Origin of the sequence: Dyella amyloliquefaciens (genome assembly GCF_004296575.1) — a bacterium.
GTDB lineage: Bacteria > Pseudomonadota > Gammaproteobacteria > Xanthomonadales > Rhodanobacteraceae > Dyella > Dyella amyloliquefaciens.
On record NZ_SAYT01000002.1, the window covers coordinates 237,924 to 254,882 of the forward strand.

Below are 16,959 nucleotides of genomic sequence, written 5' to 3' on the forward strand. Positions count from 1 at the left end.
CGCACTCCAGGGCCAGCCTGCGGCTGTCCAAATTTGTTCCAGACAAATTTGTCGAACCAATGGGTTCTCATCCCCGTCTGTCCATCAGATACGCAAACGCCCCCAGTTGGGGGCGTTTGCGTATCTGGCGGAGAGAGTGGGATTCGAACCCACGGTAGGCTTACACCTACGGCAGTTTTCAAGACTGCTGCCTTAAACCGCTCGGCCATCTCTCCGGGCTTGGTTGTGTCCAGTGCAAGGCACTGGATGACTCGCTGCGCTCGCCCCTACGGGGCCGCCCTCCGGGCGTTCTGCTCTTCGCTTGTCCCGCTTTCGCGGGAATGACGAGCAAGGGTCGCCCAGGCTCGCCATCGCGGGTCGCCATCCTATCAGGAATGGGCTCTGCCCTGCCCCTTTTTCGACAACGCGAACATCGCCCACAGCATGATGCCGACCGGAACGGCGGCGCCGATCAGAGGCAGCAGCAGCACCGGCTGACGGATGACCATCGGCACCAGCTGGGTAGCTGAGGCGAAGGCGATTACGGCGAAGCGCAGCTTGCGGCTATGGCGGGCGAACCAGAAGGCGCCGAGTACCAGCACGGTGGCGATGATGCTCAGCACCAGGTCCACCGTGGGGATCTCGAACATGCTGACCAGTCCGAGGCGGGTCAGCAGTTCGGTGGCCAGGATGGTCAGCAGCGTGTAGCTGGCTGCGAGTTCCACCTTGTCCCAGCGTTGGCTACTCATGGCGTCGGGCTCAGGCGATCTGCTCGAGGTTGCGCATGTACGGGCGCAGCACTTCGGGCACGGTGATCGAGCCGTCGGCGTTCTGGTAGTTCTCCATCACGGCGACCAGGGTGCGGCCCACGGCGAGGCCGGAACCGTTGAGGGTGTACACCAGCTCCGGCTTGCCGGTGGCGGGGTTGCGCCAGCGGGCCTGCATGCGGCGGGACTGGAAGTCGCCGCAGTTGGAGCACGAGGAGATCTCGCGATAGGTGTTCTGGCTGGGCAGCCACACTTCGAGGTCGTAGGTCTTGATGGCGGCGAAGCCCATGTCGCCAGTGCACAGCATCACCTTGCGGTACGGCAGGTGCAGCAGTTGCAGCACCTTCTCCGCGTGGCCGACCATTTCCTCGAGCTGGGCATGCGACTGCTCGGCCGTGGCGATCTGCACCATCTCGACCTTTTCGAACTGGTGCTGGCGGATCATCCCGCGCGTGTCGCGGCCGTAGCTGCCGGCCTCGGCGCGGAAGCACATGGAGTGCGCGGTGAGGCGCATCGGCAGCGCGTCGGCTTCGATGATGGTGTCGGCGACCAGGTTGGTCAGCGCCACTTCGGCGGTGGGGATCAGGTAGCGCTTGCTGTCGCCCACCTGGGTGGAGAACAGGTCTTCCTCGAACTTCGGCAGCTGGCCGGTGCCCTGCATGGTTTCGCCGTTGACGATCAGCGGCACGTTGCATTCGAGGTAGGCATGCTCGCCTGTGTGCAGGTTGAGCATGAACTGCGCGAGCGCGCGATGCAGGTGCGCGAGCTGGCCGCGCAGCACGGTGAAGCGTGCGCCGGAAAGCTTGGCACCGGCGTCGGCATCGAGCCAGCCGTGGCGAGCGCCGAGGTCGACGTGATCCTTCACCTCGAAGTCGAACGCGCGCGGGGTGCCCCAGCGCAGCTGTTCGGCGTTCTCGGTTTCGTCCTTGCCCAGCGGCACGGACTCGTGCGGGATGTTGGGAATGCCCAGCGAGATGTCGGCGAGCTTGGCCTGCACGTCGGCAAGCGCGGCCTCGTTGCTCTTGAGCTTGTCGCCGATGCCGGCGACTTCGGCCATCAGCGGAGCGACGTCTTCACCCTTGGCCTTGGCCTGGCCGATCGCCTTGGACCGCGTGTTGCGCAGGTTCTGCAGCTCCTGGGTCTCGGTGGCCAGCTGCTTGCGCTGGGTTTCCAGCGACTCGATGGCGGACACGTCGAGCTCGTAGCCACGGGTTTCCTTGAGGCGCTCGGCAGTCTCGGCCAAGCGCGAACGCAGCAGTGCGGGGTCCAGCATGATGGGTCCAAATCAGGGCATCGGAACCGGGGATTATCGCTGCCGGGCGGCGAGGGTCGCAATGTCGGGGCCGAAACGGGCCGGGATGGCCCGTTCGACGCCCGTCACTACCCGCCTGCGAGCGGATTCTCGGTCGACGTGCAGCCCTGCCGCCGGATGGGACTAGGGCTGGCTGGCGGGCCGGTAGACGTGCGCGGCAATGCCGGAGCGAAAGAGCGTCGCCGAACAAAGCTCCAGGTCCATCGGCTTGGCCACCTGACTGAAGAGCGGCAAGCCCTTGCCCAGTACGACCGGGTGTATGACGAGCCGGTATTCATCGATGAGGCCCGCCGCCGCCAGGCTTTGCGCGAAATTGGCGCCGCCATGGGCCAGGATGAAATTGCCCGGCTGCTGTTTGAGCCTATTGACCTCGGCCACCAGGTCGCCATGGGCCACTTCGGCCTCGGCCCAGCTTCTCAGGCTTTCCAAGTGGGCCGGCACTTCAGCCGCCCCTTCCTGCGCCTGGGCGTCGCGCAGGGCGGCCGTGGTGTGGCCTGCATGGAGATCCAGGGCTTTCTGCCGCGTGAAGACGGCCTTGGGAATCTCGTTCATGGGCGCGGCCATGGGGTGGTTTGCCGTTGGCCAGAAGCGCGCCATGTCGAAATACGTCCGGCTGCCCATCGCATGCAGCCCCGCCTGCCAAAGCGTCTCTTCCACCCAGCGGCGACTGCCTTCATCGCTGCTGCGGAACAGCCAATCGATCTCACCGTTCGGGCCGGCCACGAAGCCGTCGAGCGATATGGACATCTTCAGGATGAGCTGGCGCATTTGCGGATTTCCTTGGTTGTGGGGCCTTCTCTATGGCGACGTTTGGGTAGAGGGGGTTTCGACATGGAGCGGGGAAATTTTTGCTGGCTAGCGCAGGCAGGAGGCGGGCCTGGTTGGGTGCCTTGCTTGCCTCACGAACGCGGGGCCGCGGGAATGATGATGGGGACCGGGGCGAGAGGCTGTCGCGCACAGGGTGCGCTCCCACAAGGGAGAGGTGGCTACCTGCGATGGCGACTGAGGCGAAAGGCGATCGCGCACTGGGTGCGCTCCTACAAAAGAGCGGAGGTCATTGCCAGAACAGAGGCCACCATCAGGACAGAGGCCTGAATCTCCGCATCGCAATGTGCCGCGCAGCGGCACGAGCCTTCACGTGGCCCCTGTGTGGCGGTGAGGGGTGGTCGATCAGGCCCCGCAGGGGTGCCCGACAGGGATGTCGGGCACTTTTCGTCCGGGCAGGAGCCCGGTCGAAAAGCCCGGCCGCCCCTCACGGACTGGCTGGGCGCAGCCCGGCCAGCGCCACGCGGGGTGCCCTTCTCTTTGGTTCCTTTCTCTTGGGCAAGCAAGAGAAAGTGACCCGGGCCGCGGCAGCGGCTCGGAAGCCCGCGGCAGGCGGGCAAGCTGGCGGAGACGTCGCGGCCGAAGGCCAAGAGCCAAGTCGCTGGATGACTCGCTGCGCTCGCCCCTTCGGGGCCGCCCTACGGGCGTTCTGCGCGCTTCGCGCTTGTCCTGCCTCCGCAGGAATGACGGATAGGGAGAACTGAGGCGTAAGGCAATCGCGCACTGGGTGCGCTCCTACAAGGGAGCACCCGGCCAGGCCCATCCAGTCTCGGCAAGAAGGACGGGCATGAGAACCTGAAGCACCGCTCAGCCAGTTCGGCGGTGATTGCGCCCCAGCCACCAGGCCATGACCGCACCCGCCAGCAGCCAGCCGATCACCTGCTCGATCAGCGCAGCGACGGTGAAATTGGTGGGGAAGCGGTACCAGTTCCAGTACGGCACCATGGTGCTGAGCCACGCGAACACCGACGCCGCCAGCGCAATGCTCAGCCGGGTCACGAAGCTGAAGGTCGCCAGCCCCATCACGAAGGCCAGCGCCAGCGCCGACAGCGTGTCCGAAGCCCATTGGCGCGGTAACTGGGCGCTCATGTCGGACAGGTCCTCGCCCTGTGGCAAATACACCATGAAGGCATACGGCGACACCTTGGACTTGGCCGAGTAGGCGTCCATCGTGGCCTTGTCACGCATCTTGTCCGGGTCGACGGAAGGCAGGATGTAGACACCGGGACGATTGCCCAGGCCCGGCTGCAGCGCGGCCAGCACCGTGTCCTCGCTGACCGGCTGCCGCATGCCCACGTTACCCAGGCCCAGCGCCATGTGTGCAATGGCGCCCCACAGGAACATCACAATCCCACCCATCAGGGCTGCTACGAGTACCCGCATGACGGTGCTCCCCGCGTGACTGTTGGTCAGTTCAATCTATGTCCGCCGCGACGGCCGCTGCAAGTCTGCGCCCCGGGTCAGGCCTGGCGCGCCGCACCGATGGGCAGCGCTGCGACCCGCTGCATCTCCGGCTCGTTCCACAACGACGGATCGCGCAGGCAGGCCAGTGCGAACTCATGCGCGTCATCGCCCCAGAACAGGCGACCATCGATCGACAGCGTCGGCACGCCGAACACGCCCTCCGCCACGGCGGCATCGAAGTTCTCGCGCAGCTGGGCTTTCACCGCCGGATCGGCAATGGCCGCGACGGGGTCGTCGATACCCAGCGCAGCAGCAACCGGCGCCAGCGCCTCGATGCTGTCGCCTGCCCGGCCATGCCCCCATATCCAGTCAAAGATGGCTTCGGTGGCGGCACCGCTGCTGCCGGCCGCAATGCACAGCCGCAATGCGGCCAGCGGGTTGAACGGGTGCGACGGCGGAAAGTTCAGCGTTACGCCGGCCTGGCGAGCGCGCCACAGCGTGTAGCGATAGGTGAACTCGCGCTTGGCCGGAATCTCGGCGGGGCCCTTCTGGCCACACAGGTCAAGGATGCCGGCGAGCAGGATCGGCCGCAACGTGATCGGATGCTCCGCGGCCAACGCCTTGATCTTGGGCCACTGCAGCCAGGCGAACGGCGAAATGAAGTCGTAGTACCAGACGATCGACATGGCGAATCCTCGAGAACAACGGGGCTTACTTCTTGCGGGCCTGCTCGCGGGCTTCGCGCAGGCTGAGCAGTTTCTCGCGCAGCTTCAGTTCCAGGCCGCGCTCGACCGGCTCGTAGAACACCGTGCCAGCGAGCGCATCGGGCAGGCATTGCTGGTCCAGCGCGATGCCGCCTGCGGCGTCGTGGTCGTACTGATAGCCCTTGCCGTAACCCAAGCCCTTCATCAGCTTGGTCGGCGCATTGCGCAGGTGCATCGGCACTTCGAGCGTGCCGGTTTCGCGCACCACGGCGCGCGCCTGGTTGTAGGCCATGTAGGCGGCATTGCTCTTGGGCGCGATGGCGAGCCAGATCGCCAGCTGCGCGAGTCCCAGTTCGCCTTCGGGGCTGCCGAGCCGCTCGTAGGTGTCCCACGCGTCCAGCGCCATGCGCCATGCGCGCGGCTCGGCGAGACCCACGTCTTCCACCGCCATGCGCGTCATGCGGCGCGCGAGGTACAGCGGATCGACGCCACCATCGAGCATGCGGGTCAGCCAGTACACCGCCGCATCGGGATCGGAGGAGCGCACCGATTTGTGCAGCGCCGAGATCTGGTCGTAGAACTGCTCGCCGCCCTTGTCGAAGCGGCGCGTGCGATCGGCCAGTACCTGGGTCAGCGTGGCTTCGTCGATGCGGTGGTCTTCGGCGAGTTCCGAGGCGATTTCCAGCAGGGTCAGGCCACGGCGCACATCGCCATCGGCGGCCTGCGCGATCAGGCGCAGCGAGTCATCGGCAACTTCGAGTTGCATTGTGCCGAGGCCGCGCTCGCTGTCTTCCAGCGCACGCCGCAGCGCCATCACGATGTCGTCCGGCGTCACCGCTTCCAGCACGTGCACACGGCAGCGCGAGAGCAACGCGGAGTTGAGTTCGAACGAGGGGTTTTCGGTGGTGGCGCCCACGAAGATGATCACGCCGCGCTCGATGTGCGGCAGGAAGGCATCCTGCTGGGCCTTGTTGAAGCGGTGCACCTCGTCCACGAACAGCACGGTGCGCCGCCCCTGCGCGAAGTTCGCCTCGGCCTCGGCCAGCGCCTTGCGCACTTCGGGCAAGCCGGAGAGTACGGCCGAGATCGCGCGGAAATCGGCGTCGGCGTAGCGCGCCACCAGCAGGGCCAGCGTGGTCTTGCCGCAGCCGGGAGGGCCCCACAGGATCATGGAATGCACGCGCCCCGCTTCCAGCGCACGGCGCAACGCCTTGCCCGGCGCCAGCACGCGCTGCTGGCCCACGATTTCATCGAGAGTGCGCGGCCGCATGCGTTCGGCCAGGGGCTTGAGATCGTCGGGCTCGGCAAACAGGCCCGGCGCGTCGTACATATCGCTGCGTGACATGCCCCGCATGATAGGGCATCGGCGCGACGCGGACGCCGAATGGCGTCCGCGTCGGCCATGAGACGGTGATCAGCGCCCGCTCAGGAGCCCGCCTCGTCCCGCTTCGCCTGGCGCAGCAGGCTCAGCGCCATGCCTGCGACTGCGAGCGCACCGACCACCAGCACGCCCCACAGCAAGGGACGAGTCCAGTCGTAGGGCACCTTGGGCGCGCTCAGCGCTTCGGCGCCCATGTCGTCCACACGAGCGCCAAGCGTTGCTGCGGGCGGCGTCCACGACTCGCCGTACCTGGCGCGCAGCCGGTCCCAGGCTTCGGCCACCGGATATTCGCCTCGGCGCGAGGCATAGCTGCCTGCCAGCAGCCGATACGGACCTGCACCTTCGGCCATGAAGAAGTACTGCGGCGGCAGCCAGCCAATCGCCAGCACCGGCGCATCGGCCAGCGGTGTTTCGCTGTGCAGGCGCAGGTGCTGCACCCGGCGTGGCGCGAATTGCGCATCCGCCTCACCCACCTTGCCGGCAGCGCGCACCAGATCGAGCGTGGCGAGATCGAACCACGACGACGTACCCTCGTCTTGCGGCAACTGCACGTGCACACGGGCAACGGTGTTCGGCGCAGGCAACAGGACCTTCACCGCTTCCAGCGGCAGCGACGCGGGCAGCGTGTAGTCGTAATCGTTGCCGTTGCTGCCGGTGTTCGCGGCCTGCAGCCATTGCAGCTGGGACAGGCGATCGGCGACGGCATCGGCATAGCTGCCCATGAGCTGGACGGAGGGTACATGGTCGTCACTCCAGTCCACATCGCCGTCGACCAGTCGGATGCGGTAGTAGCGACCCGCCACGGAACCGCTCAATGGCAGTGACAGTTGCTCGACCTGATCGCTCTCGCCATGAACACGCGTGGCGCCGACATCGCCGGACAGCGCAGTCCACTCGCGCAGATCGTCGCTGACATCGACCGCCAGGCGCACCTGGAAATCCTGCTGCAGCGTGGACGCATCGAACACGATGTGATCAAGACTGACTGCGCGCCCTGCATCCACCAGCCACTGACGCGGGCGCTGCGGCGACGGCACATTCGGCGGCTGACTGATGACGATGCCGCCAGTGGTGCTGCGTTCGATCTGCACGCCATCGTGCGTGGCGGCATTGACGGGCACCGGGAGCAACCGCGCATCGAGCAAGAAGTCATGCCTGAGCGGCGACGGCAACGGCAGTTCGCCGAACGGCACCGGACGGTTCAGCGCATTCACCACCACCAGGTCACGCAAACCGGCGGACGGATTGACCGAGGCATACACCTCGGGGCTGAGCACGACCCGATAGGCCTCGGCCGTTTCCTTCGTGTCGAGCGGAAATGCATAGGCGTAATCGGTATCCGTGCCGGCATGGGCCACGGCCAGTGGCAGGCACAGGGTCAGTGCCACCCAGCGAACATCAAGACGCATGCCTGGTTTCCTCCATAGACGACGAGCGGCGCGGCGGCGCCGGCGCCAGATATCCGATAACGCTGCACAGCAGGCCGAACGCGATGAACGAGGCGATGCCAAACAGGTTCCCCAGATGGCGTCGGTCGACCACGACCAGCTTCACCAGCACCACACCCAGGATGACCGCGCCGGCCAGCCATGCGAGGCGTTGCCCGTGCCGCGAACCCCACACCCACGCAAACAGGCCGAGCACGCTCCAAACAACGGTGAGCGACATCTGCGCGAGGCTCGAACTGGCCAAGGCATCGTCCCAGGGAACGCCGGCCAGCTGATGCACGGCGCGCAGGGTGAAGTCGGTCGCCAGCACCAGCACGATGCCGCCGAGCACCGGACCTCGACATGGCTTCCACATCGACGGCAATGCGGGATCGGTCAGCCAGACCGCATAACTGCCGGCGATAAGCAGCATCAGCAGCTCCACCGGGTTGAACAACGGAATGAAGCGCAACGGCGACGCATTGCCGCCCTGGAGCAGCGCCATCAGTCCGAGCAGGCCCAGCACCACCAGTAGCGAGTAGCGCAACGGCGGCAGCCATAGCGGCATACGCTCGATCTGCGGCAGCGCCAGCAGACGCGGATGCCACTGCGTGCAGGCAAAGGCAAGCAGCAGCGGTGCGACGCTCAGCAGCATCACCCAGTTGTCGGACAGCCAGCGCGTGCGATCCAGCGAAACGTAGATGGCGACAGCGGCGATCAGCACCCAGCGCCACAGCCATGCCAGATGTGCCAGGGCCGCGGGCAAGCCGAAGTCACGCAGGCAGACCAGGCTGCGCCAGCCGAGCACGGCGGCGGCGGCGACGGCAAGCAGGTTCCAGCGGTGCAACGGCTGCTGCGCCACGAAGCCGGCGCCGAACAACAGCGGCACCATCACCAGCATCCACGCGAACGGGCTCCAGGAAAGCACGATGCCAAGCTCGTGCGGCGGCTTGCGTCGCGCAGCTTCCGCAGCACCCCATGCCGTCAACGCCAGCCAGCCAAGCCACGCCGCGAACTGCCAGGTGACGGGCACGAAGCGATCGATCTCCTGCCCGCACGCACCAAGCCACCAGATCAGCCCCCATGCATAGAGCGCCACCGCCAACAGGCGGGGTGTCGCACCATCGCCACCCAGGCGTGCGTAGACACGACTGCTGGCGAACCCCGCCGCAACCAGCAGCAAGGCGCTGATGAAGGCGCGATTGAGCAGCGGCATCCAGTCGCCACTGCCGTGGTGGTAGCGATCCAGCAACAACGCGCCAGCCGCGAATACCTGCAGTGCGAGACCACCCCAGCATGCCAGGCGGCGCTGCTGGCGCAGCCCCAGCCAGATCAGTCCCGCGCCTTCCAGCGCGAAGATGCTACCGGTGACGTCGGCACGCAACGCCAGTGGCACCGCCAGCGTGGCGAAGGCCACCGCAAGCACGGCCCAGGTGTCGCGCAGCAGGCGCATCGCGGGGTGTCGGCGCACGACATAGGCGATTGCCACGTAGGTGGTCGCCGTCACCAGCGTCGAGATGGCGAGCCCGGTGCCGTCCCAGCGAAGCAACGCGCCCTGCAGCAACAAGCTGACCAGCGGGTTGCCGAACATCAGGCAGCCGTCGATCACCAGCTTGCGATCCACCGGCGCGCGCAGCACGTGCAGCCCGGGAATCACGAGGTAAAACAGGAAATTGAGCGCCAGGAACGGCTCGGTACTGCCGAACAGCGCAGGCTCGTAGCGCAACACGCCCCACGCGGAACCGATGGCGAACGTAGCGATGAAGCCCAGCAGGTTCAGCACGCGCCACGAGCGCTTCCACGCGATGCCGAGAATGGCGAAGTTCAGCACTGCGTAGTAGCTGAAGAGCGCGATGTGGCTGCCCTGCCCGGTCGACACCAGGATGGGCGCAGCAAAACCGGCAAGCAGCCCGAGCACCGCCAGGGCCAGCGCGTCCTGCATCACGGCCAGCACTCCGATGCCAGCCACCAGCACGATCAACAGGGCAAAGGCCGGACCTGCCGGCATCAGGTCATACAGGCGGAACGCGGCGAACACCGTCATGATCAGCACGCCAATCGCGCCGCCCTGCACGGACAAGGCGAACACGCGCTGCTCACGACGCCGGCGCCAGCCGAAGGCCAGGCCCGCGATGGCCGCGAGGGCGATCAGGGAAACGCGCAGCGCCGGCGGCGTGTGCAACAGGCCGGCATCCGAGGCGTACTTCAGCAGGGCCGCCACGCCCGCAAACAGCACGAGCATGCCGATCTTCACCGGCACGTTGCCTTCGGTGAACCACCGCCAAACGCGCTGAAGCAGGCGATCCAGCCCGGATGGCTGGTTTGGCGCTACCGGCGCGGGCCTCGGTGGCGTGGCTGCCGTACGGGCTACAGGAACGGGCCGCTCACTGCGCGGCGGCACGGGTGGCGCCGGTGACGGGATGGCCGGCGGTTCGGACTCGCGCATCGCGTCGCGCACTTCGGCCGCGGTCGTCCATGGGCGCTCGTCGGCGTCCTTGCCGTGCGCAGGAGCAACCGTCGACAAGGCAGCCAGCCGCGTGCGGACCTCCTTCAGCTCACGCGACAACTGCCCCTGCCGACCCCATAGCAGGCCGAGCGCTGCCCCGAACACGAAGCCGGAGACGCTGCCCTCCGTAACGAGGGCCCCCAGCACCGTGCCAATAACCATCCATAGAAGCATCATGACCTATCTGTCCCTACCCGCCCGGGTTGTCATGGGGCAGTGTGCCATGCGGGGTGCAGCGATAGCCGGGAGGTCGATCAACCCTCGATGTCAGGCAATGCCGACAGGCCGGAAGCGGAGGGTCGGTCATCGTCGGCATCGTGGCGATGCCAGATCGCATGGGCATCCACCTGCACGCGCGCAAGCGCTTCCAGTGCATCGATGGCGGACTGGCGCTCGGCAAGCATCGCTTCCTGCTCGGTGCGCCGGACAGCCAGCAGCTCCGCGATGCCGGCCTCGCCAAGGGCGTAGGCACGCGCCACCTTGGCAGCACTGGCACTCGCAGCCTGCAAGGCGTCGCGCTGACTCTGCCAGATGGCATGACCTGCGCGCGCCGACGCGACCACCGTACGCGCACCCTGCTCGATGTCACGCCTTACCCCAGCCAGATCCGCTTCCGCCGCGAGTGCGTCGGCACTCGCCCTGGCGGCTTCCGCGCTGCGATAACTGCCGCCCAACGGAATGCCAAGCACTACGCCATAGGCGCGCTCGCGTCCGCCAAGGTCATTGAGCATGCGGATGCCTACGGTGGGATCCGGCACGCGGTCGGCGCGTGCGCGGCGCGCCTCGGCGTCTTTCTGGCGCGCAAGGGCTTCACTCGCCCCCACCTCATGGCTGCGCACCATGATCAGCCTCACCCACGCCTCATCGCTCCCGGTGAGCGCGGGTGGCGCATAGGCGTTGGCAGCCTCACGCTCGGGTAATGGCAAGGAGGGAAATACGCTGCGCCAGGCCAGCTCCGCCTGGGCCTGGGCCGATCGTGCGCGCAACAACGACGCTTGCGATTGCGCCAGCGCCGACTCGGTGGCGAGGCGCTCACGCTCGGCGGCATCACCCAGAGCGACACGACGGGCCACTGCATCCCGGTCGCGCCGGGCAATGTCGACCAGTTGCTGCCATTGCTCGCGCGCCACCCTCGCCCGCTGCCAGTCCGACCATGCGGCAAGCAGGCGCCGGGCGGCGGCGTGATGGGCATCTTCGAGTGACAGCTGTGCGGCCTGCAGCCCCCTGGCCCCGATTTCACGATCGAGCCGCGCCTTGCCCGGCAGACGGATCGGGCGCGTCACGTCCAGCTCCCACTCGTTGTAGTCGCGATCGCCTTCGACGCGGCGACGCTGGGGAATCACCGTCACCTGCCCTTCGTAGCTGCCGGACGCACGCATGCGCGCCAGGGCATCGGCCGTGGACACGCCCGCTTCGGCGCGACGTACCTCAGGCGTGCTGCTGATGGCGCGCAGCACCAGCTCCGACGGCGGCAGCATCGGATCATCCGCGTCGCCCGCGTTTGCCGCCGCACAACCCGCGAGCAGCAACCATCCCAACCATCGCTTCATGCCAGACGCCCCATCTTTTCCACCGGCTCGATCCACCACACCACCTCGCTTTGCGGCAACGCCTCGCACAGGTGCGCCAGTACCCGATCCACCGAGGACTCGGGCAGCACCAGCCACAGCAGCACGCGATCGATGCGCCCCTGCACGCACTCAACCACCCGCGACCGCGCGAAGCCCTCGCCATGGCCGGCGACGTGCGCCGTGGTGAAGCCCGGCAAGGCCGGCTTCATTTCCAGCAGCGTCGCCACGAGGTCCTCTTCCAGTGCTCGCGACGCCACCAGGGTCAATCGTTTCAGTTCGTTCGACATGGCTTACCTCGCGGCGCAAAAGCGGCGGAACAGCACGGGAAGCAGCAACAGCGTGAGCGCCGTGGAGGTCACCAGGCCACCGATCACCACCACGGCCAAGGGTCGCTGCACTTCGGAGCCAGGGCCGCTGGCGAACAACAGCGGCACCAACCCCAGCGCGGTAATGGAAGCCGTCATCAGTACGGGACGCAGCCGGCGCAGCGCGCCTTCGCGCACCACCTGCTCCAGCGGCATGCCGGATTCGCGCAGCTGGTTGAAGAACGACACCAGTACCAGGCCGTTGAGCACGGCAATGCCAAGCAAGGCGATGAAGCCCACCGACGCCGGCACCGACAGGTACTGACCCGACAACCACAGCGCGACCACGCCGCCGACGAGGGCAAACGGGATATTGCAAAGGATCAGCAGCGCCTCGCGCACGGCACCGAAAGTGAAAAACAGCACCAGGAAAATCATGCCCAGCGCTGCCGGCACCACCAGGCCCAGTCGCGCCGCGGCACGCTGCTGGTTTTCGAACTGTCCGCCCCAGCTGACGCGATAACCCGCGGGCAGCTGCACTTCGCTTTCCACGGCCGCACGCGCCTCATCGACGAAGCCGACCAGATCCCGGCCACTGACGTTCGCCTGCACCAGCGCATAGCGCGAGGCATTCTCGCGACGCACCTGCACCGGGCCGCTGGTTGCCTCCAGCGTGGCGAGATGCTCCAGCGGCACCTCGCCACCGTCGGCGCGGGCCACGCTGATCTGGCCGAAACGTTCGGGCGCATTGGCGACCTGCTCATCACCGCGCACCAGGATCGGCGTGCGACGCTGCTGCTCGATCACCACACCCGCCTGGCTTCCTTCGAGCTGGGCGCGGAGTTCGTCCTGCACGGCGCTGACGTCCAGCCCATACCGGCCCGCCGCCTGGCGATCGACCTGCACGCCGAGGTACCGCATGCCTTCCTGGGTCTGGGCGAGCACGTCCTGACTGCCCCGCGTACGCTCCAGGACGGCGGCCATGCGGTTCGCCAGTTCGTTGAGCACCTGCAAGTCGGGACCGAAAACCTTGATTGCCACGTCGCCGCGACTGCCGGTGAGCATTTCCGATACGCGCATCTGAATAGGCTGGGTGAAGCCGAACTCCACTTCGGGGAAGCCGCTCATCACCTCGCGCAGCTGCTGTTCCAGCCACGCGGCATCCGGGCCACGCCAATCCTTGCGGGGCTTCAGCTGCAGGAACATGTCGGTCTCGTTGAGGCCCATCGGGTCGAGGCCGAGTTCATCCGAACCGAGACGGGCGACCACATGCTCCACCTCCGGCAGCTTCGCCTTGATGGCGCGCTCGATCTTCAGGTCCAGGTCGCGCGAGGCCTCCAGCGACACCGAGGCCGGCTTCACCAGCTGCACCAGCATGTCGCCTTCGTCCATGGTGGGCATGAAGGTCTTGCCGGTGCTCACGTAAGCCACCGCGCCAACAGCGAGACCGATGGCGGCCATCGCTGCCATCGCGCGGCCATGGCTGAGCGACCAGTCGAGCAACGGACGATAGCCACGCTCCAGCTGGCGCATCAGCCAGGGCTCGCGATGGGCGCCTTCGCGCAGGATCAGCGAGCAAAGCACCGGTATCACGGTGAGCGACAGCAGCAATGATGCCGCCAGCGCAAACACGATGGTCAGCGCGACCGGGGCGAACAGCTTGCCCTCCAGGCCCTGCAGGCTCAGCAACGGCGCGAACACCAGCGCAATGATGACGATGCCCGCGGTGACGGGCACCGCCACTTCGCGTGCGGCGCGATAGACGCGATGCAGGCGCGGCAGAGGCGCCTCCTCCCCGTGCGCTGCCGGAGCAAGCCGGCTCACCGTGTTCTCCACCACCACGACGGCCGCATCGACCAGCATGCCGATGGCAATGGCCAGGCCACCCAGGCTCATCAGGTTGGCGCTCATGCCGACGAAGTGCATCAGCAGGAAGGTACCGAGCACGGCAAGCGGCAAGGTCACCGAGACCACCAGCGCCGCACGCACGTCGCCCAGGAACAGCAGCAACAGGATCACCACCAGCACGCTGGCTTCTACCAAGGCACTCTGCACCGTGCCCACCGCACGCTTGATCAGGCCGCTGCGGTCATAGAACGTCTCGATGCGCACCCCGGCCGGCAGGCTGCCTTGCAGCTCGGCCAGCCGCTCGCGCACCGCCATCACCGTCTGCGATGCATCGGCGCCACGCAGGCCGACCACCAGGCCTTCGACCGCTTCGCCCTCACCATCACGGGTAACGGCGCCGTAGCGGGTCAGAGCGCCGTAACCGACCTTGGCGACATCGCCCACGCGGATCGGCACGTCACCTCGCATGGTAATCACCACTTGCCGCAAGTCATCGAGCGTGGCGATGGCGCCGGCCGTACGCACGATCAGGGCATCCTCACCGTCACGCAAACGTCCCGAGCCATCGTTGCGGTTGTTGCGCCCGATGGCGTCGACAACGTCACGGAAATGCAGCCCGGCCGCGGAAAGACGCGAACGATCGGGCGTCACGAGAAAACTGCGGACCTCGCCCCCAAGCGCATTGAGATCGGCCACGCCGGGAATCGTGCGCAGCGCGGGACGAATGGTCCAGTCCAGCAGGTTGCGGCGCTCGGCCAGCGAAAGATGCCCGCCTTCGATAGTGAACATGAACATGTCCGACAACGGCGTGGACATCGGCGCCAGCCCACCACTCACATCGGCGGGCAACTCGGCCGACGCACCAGCGAATCGTTCGGCCACCTGCTGGCGCGCCCAATAGATGTCCGTGCCTTCCTCGAAATCGAGGGTGATGTCGGCGATGGCGTACTTGGCGGTGGAGCGCAGCATCACCGCACTGGGTACGCCCAGCAGCTCCATTTCCAGCGGCACCACGACGCGGCTTTCCACCTCTTCGGGCGTCATGCCGGGCGCCTTCAGGATCAGCTTCACCTGGGTGGGCGCGATATTCGGATACGCGTCGATGGGCAGGCGCAGGAACGCCCATACGCCGGCCGCCACCAGCCCCAGGGCCACCACCAGCACGAGCAGGCGCTGCGCGAGCGAGAATGCAATGAGTCGCTGCAGCATCTCACTGCCCTTCCGTAGACGTACGCGCCCGGAGCGTATCGAGCATGCCCGTGGCGACTTCATCGCCATGCTTCAGACCACCGCGCACGGTGCGCCGCGACTCGCCGTCGCGAGCCAGCACGGTCACGTCCACGGCGCGGAAACCGGTGGCGGTGCGCATGAAAACCAGGGCGGCGCCGCCCTCGCCCAGCAGCGCGCCACTCGGCACGGATACCGCATCCTGCGGCGCAGGCAACCACAGCGTGGCGCTGGTCTGCATGCCCGGCAGCAGGGAACCCGCCTCACCCTCCGCACGAACCAGCACCGTCTGGCTGGCCACATCCAGTGCGCCGCCGGTTTCGCTGACTTTCGCGATGGCGCCTTCGCGGGTTCGCACCTCCTGGCCGCGGCGCACCTGGGTCGCGAACGAAGCCGGCACCCGCAACTCGAGCATCACGCGCTGGCCAGCCACGACGACGAAGGCCTTGGCCAACGCGTCATACGTGCCACCCGGCTGCATGGCGCGTTCGATCACGCGACCGTCCATCGGGGCGCGTAGCTCGTAGACCCCCATGCCCGAACCCGAGGCAGCGGGAGCCCAGGCACGAGCCGCCTGCAGTTCGCGCACGCGCGCCGCCGTGGCGTCGCGCGAGGCGACGCTGGCCTGCAGCCGCGACTCGGGCACGATGCCTTCCTTGAGCAACTGCTCGTCGCGTCCCGCCTGCGCGGCAGCAACCCGGTAAGCACCCTGGGCCGCCGACAGATCCGCGGCCAGCGTCATCGCCTCCCGGCTTTGGAGGCGGGCAAACACCTGCCCGCGCTTGACCGTATCGCCCTCGCGCACCAACACTTCGAGTGCGATGCCACCCAACGGAGTGACCACGACGGCCGTTCCTTCCAGGGGCAGCTTTACGGTGGCAGGCAACTGATCCAGCGGCACGCGATCGACGCGCGCGGCACGCGCTGTCGGTATGGCAACCACCGGCTCAGCAGCCAGTGCGGCCGTAACCACCAGGGACGCCAGCCCCAGGCCAGCAAACCAACGACGCATGCAAGATCTCCCGTAGCAATGCTGCGGCGAGTATCTGAAGCGCGAGCTTTGAAGCTGCTTAAGACGGCGAAGGTATTACCGCGGCAGCACGTCGCGGTGGATTGCGACGCGCTGGACCCAACCCTCAGCGGAAGCGGTTGCGTTTTCCGGGAAGCATGCGCAGCAGCGTGTCGTCGCGCTGCACGAAGTGATGGAACAAGGCAGCAGCCACGTGGGCGATGGCCAGCCACATCAGCACGTTGCCGATGGTCTCGTGGATGTCCTCGATCGCGTGCGCAAGATCGGGATTGGGTGTCGCCAGCACGGGCAACGGCAGCCCCAGCAGGTTCCACGGCTTGCCGGCAATGAACATCATCGTTACGCCGAGCAGCGGCACGGCAAACGCAAGCAAATACAGCGCAAGGTGCACCAGCTTGCTCAGCAAGGCTTGCCAACGCGGCGGCTCCGGTGTGATCGGCGGTGCCGCATGGCGCAGGCGGACCAGCAGGCGAGGCACCATCAGCAGCAGCACCGCGATGCCGAACTGCATGTGCCCCCACTTCACCGCGGTGCGTGAGGCCGAACCACGCGGAAACCAGCCCTTGACCTCGATCAGCACCAGGGCAAAGACGATGAACCAGGCAATCGCCCAGTGAAAGCGACGCATCCATGGCGTGTAACGGGCAGCTGACATGATGACCTCTCTGGCGAA

The 16,959-nt window shown here is 66.9% G+C and carries 13 protein-coding genes and 1 tRNA gene; all 14 read right to left on the bottom strand.

Translation table 11 applies throughout. The annotated features are described in order from the left end of the window. Positions 1–125: 125 nt before the first annotated feature. The 14 genes from EPB08_RS05615 to EPB08_RS05680 all read right to left on the bottom strand — a co-directional run bounded on the left by EPB08_RS05615 (position 126) and on the right by EPB08_RS05680 (position 16,941). Positions 126–215 (bottom strand) — tRNA-Ser (locus EPB08_RS05615). A gap of 153 nt (positions 216–368) precedes the next feature. Further along, complete coding sequence (locus tag EPB08_RS05620) at positions 369–728, bottom strand: LrgA (RefSeq protein ID WP_130618100.1); 360 nt, start codon at positions 726–728, stop codon at positions 369–371. A 10-nt stretch (positions 729–738) separates the two neighbouring features. After that, the gene (gene serS, locus EPB08_RS05625; RefSeq protein ID WP_130618101.1) at positions 739–2,019 is read right to left on the bottom strand and encodes a serine--tRNA ligase; all 1,281 of its coding nucleotides are present in this window, start codon (positions 2,017–2,019) and stop codon (positions 739–741) included. A 162-nt stretch (positions 2,020–2,181) separates the two neighbouring features. Further along, positions 2,182–2,826 carry a dihydrofolate reductase family protein gene (locus tag EPB08_RS05630; protein ID WP_130618102.1) on the bottom strand — a complete coding sequence of 215 codons (645 nt, stop codon included), beginning with the start codon at positions 2,824–2,826 and terminating at the stop codon, positions 2,182–2,184. Positions 2,827–3,690: 864 nt separating this feature from the next. Next, positions 3,691–4,266 carry a hypothetical protein gene (locus tag EPB08_RS05635; protein WP_130618103.1) on the bottom strand — a complete coding sequence of 192 codons (576 nt, stop codon included), beginning with the start codon at positions 4,264–4,266 and terminating at the stop codon, positions 3,691–3,693. 77 nt (positions 4,267–4,343) lie between these two features. Beyond that, positions 4,344–4,973 carry a 2-hydroxychromene-2-carboxylate isomerase gene (locus tag EPB08_RS05640; RefSeq protein WP_130618104.1) on the bottom strand — a complete coding sequence of 210 codons (630 nt, stop codon included), beginning with the start codon at positions 4,971–4,973 and terminating at the stop codon, positions 4,344–4,346. A 25-nt stretch (positions 4,974–4,998) separates the two neighbouring features. Beyond that, complete coding sequence (locus tag EPB08_RS05645) at positions 4,999–6,345, bottom strand: replication-associated recombination protein A (protein ID WP_425598240.1); 1,347 nt, start codon at positions 6,343–6,345, stop codon at positions 4,999–5,001. 71 nt (positions 6,346–6,416) lie between these two features. Then, positions 6,417–7,781 carry a DUF3999 family protein gene (locus tag EPB08_RS05650; protein WP_130618106.1) on the bottom strand — a complete coding sequence of 455 codons (1,365 nt, stop codon included), beginning with the start codon at positions 7,779–7,781 and terminating at the stop codon, positions 6,417–6,419. Next, the gene (locus EPB08_RS05655; RefSeq protein ID WP_130618107.1) at positions 7,771–10,482 is read right to left on the bottom strand and encodes a DUF2339 domain-containing protein; all 2,712 of its coding nucleotides are present in this window, start codon (positions 10,480–10,482) and stop codon (positions 7,771–7,773) included. The genes EPB08_RS05650 and EPB08_RS05655 overlap by 11 nt, the downstream gene beginning before the upstream one ends. 77 nt (positions 10,483–10,559) lie before the next feature. Then, the gene (locus EPB08_RS05660; protein ID WP_130618108.1) at positions 10,560–11,855 is read right to left on the bottom strand and encodes a TolC family protein; all 1,296 of its coding nucleotides are present in this window, start codon (positions 11,853–11,855) and stop codon (positions 10,560–10,562) included. Next, positions 11,852–12,163 carry a DUF3240 family protein gene (locus EPB08_RS05665; RefSeq protein ID WP_130618109.1) on the bottom strand — a complete coding sequence of 104 codons (312 nt, stop codon included), beginning with the start codon at positions 12,161–12,163 and terminating at the stop codon, positions 11,852–11,854. The genes EPB08_RS05660 and EPB08_RS05665 overlap by 4 nt, the downstream gene beginning before the upstream one ends. 3 nt (positions 12,164–12,166) lie before the next feature. Next, on the bottom strand, positions 12,167–15,238 hold the full coding sequence (locus tag EPB08_RS05670) for an efflux RND transporter permease subunit (protein WP_130618110.1): 3,072 nt from the start codon (positions 15,236–15,238) through the stop codon (positions 12,167–12,169). Between the two features lies 1 nt (position 15,239). Beyond that, positions 15,240–16,268 (bottom strand): efflux RND transporter periplasmic adaptor subunit, encoded by a 1,029-nt coding sequence (locus EPB08_RS05675; RefSeq protein WP_130618111.1) that lies wholly within the window; start codon positions 16,266–16,268, stop codon positions 15,240–15,242. A 124-nt stretch (positions 16,269–16,392) separates the two neighbouring features. After that, complete coding sequence (locus EPB08_RS05680) at positions 16,393–16,941, bottom strand: cytochrome b (protein ID WP_130618112.1); 549 nt, start codon at positions 16,939–16,941, stop codon at positions 16,393–16,395. Positions 16,942–16,959: the final 18 nt, after the last annotated feature.

Bases quoted from the DNA above. Each gene is read 5' to 3' on its own strand.
- EPB08_RS05620 (WP_130618100.1), bottom strand. From the start codon at position 728: ATGAGTAGCCAACGCTGGGACAAGGTGGAACTCGCAGCCAGCTACACG.
- serS (WP_130618101.1), bottom strand. From the start codon at position 2,019: ATGCTGGACCCCGCACTGCTGCGTTCGCGCTTGGCCGAGACTGCCGAG.
- EPB08_RS05630 (WP_130618102.1), bottom strand. From the start codon at position 2,826: ATGCGCCAGCTCATCCTGAAGATGTCCATATCGCTCGACGGCTTCGTG.
- EPB08_RS05635 (WP_130618103.1), bottom strand. From the start codon at position 4,266: ATGCGGGTACTCGTAGCAGCCCTGATGGGTGGGATTGTGATGTTCCTG.
- EPB08_RS05640 (WP_130618104.1), bottom strand. From the start codon at position 4,973: ATGTCGATCGTCTGGTACTACGACTTCATTTCGCCGTTCGCCTGGCTG.
- EPB08_RS05645 (WP_425598240.1), bottom strand. From the start codon at position 6,345: ATGCGGGGCATGTCACGCAGCGATATGTACGACGCGCCGGGCCTGTTT.
- EPB08_RS05650 (WP_130618106.1), bottom strand. From the start codon at position 7,781: ATGCGTCTTGATGTTCGCTGGGTGGCACTGACCCTGTGCCTGCCACTG.
- EPB08_RS05655 (WP_130618107.1), bottom strand. From the start codon at position 10,482: ATGATGCTTCTATGGATGGTTATTGGCACGGTGCTGGGGGCCCTCGTT.
- EPB08_RS05660 (WP_130618108.1), bottom strand. From the start codon at position 11,855: ATGAAGCGATGGTTGGGATGGTTGCTGCTCGCGGGTTGTGCGGCGGCA.
- EPB08_RS05665 (WP_130618109.1), bottom strand. From the start codon at position 12,163: ATGTCGAACGAACTGAAACGATTGACCCTGGTGGCGTCGCGAGCACTG.
- EPB08_RS05670 (WP_130618110.1), bottom strand. From the start codon at position 15,238: ATGCTGCAGCGACTCATTGCATTCTCGCTCGCGCAGCGCCTGCTCGTG.
- EPB08_RS05675 (WP_130618111.1), bottom strand. From the start codon at position 16,268: ATGCGTCGTTGGTTTGCTGGCCTGGGGCTGGCGTCCCTGGTGGTTACG.
- EPB08_RS05680 (WP_130618112.1), bottom strand. From the start codon at position 16,941: ATGTCAGCTGCCCGTTACACGCCATGGATGCGTCGCTTTCACTGGGCG.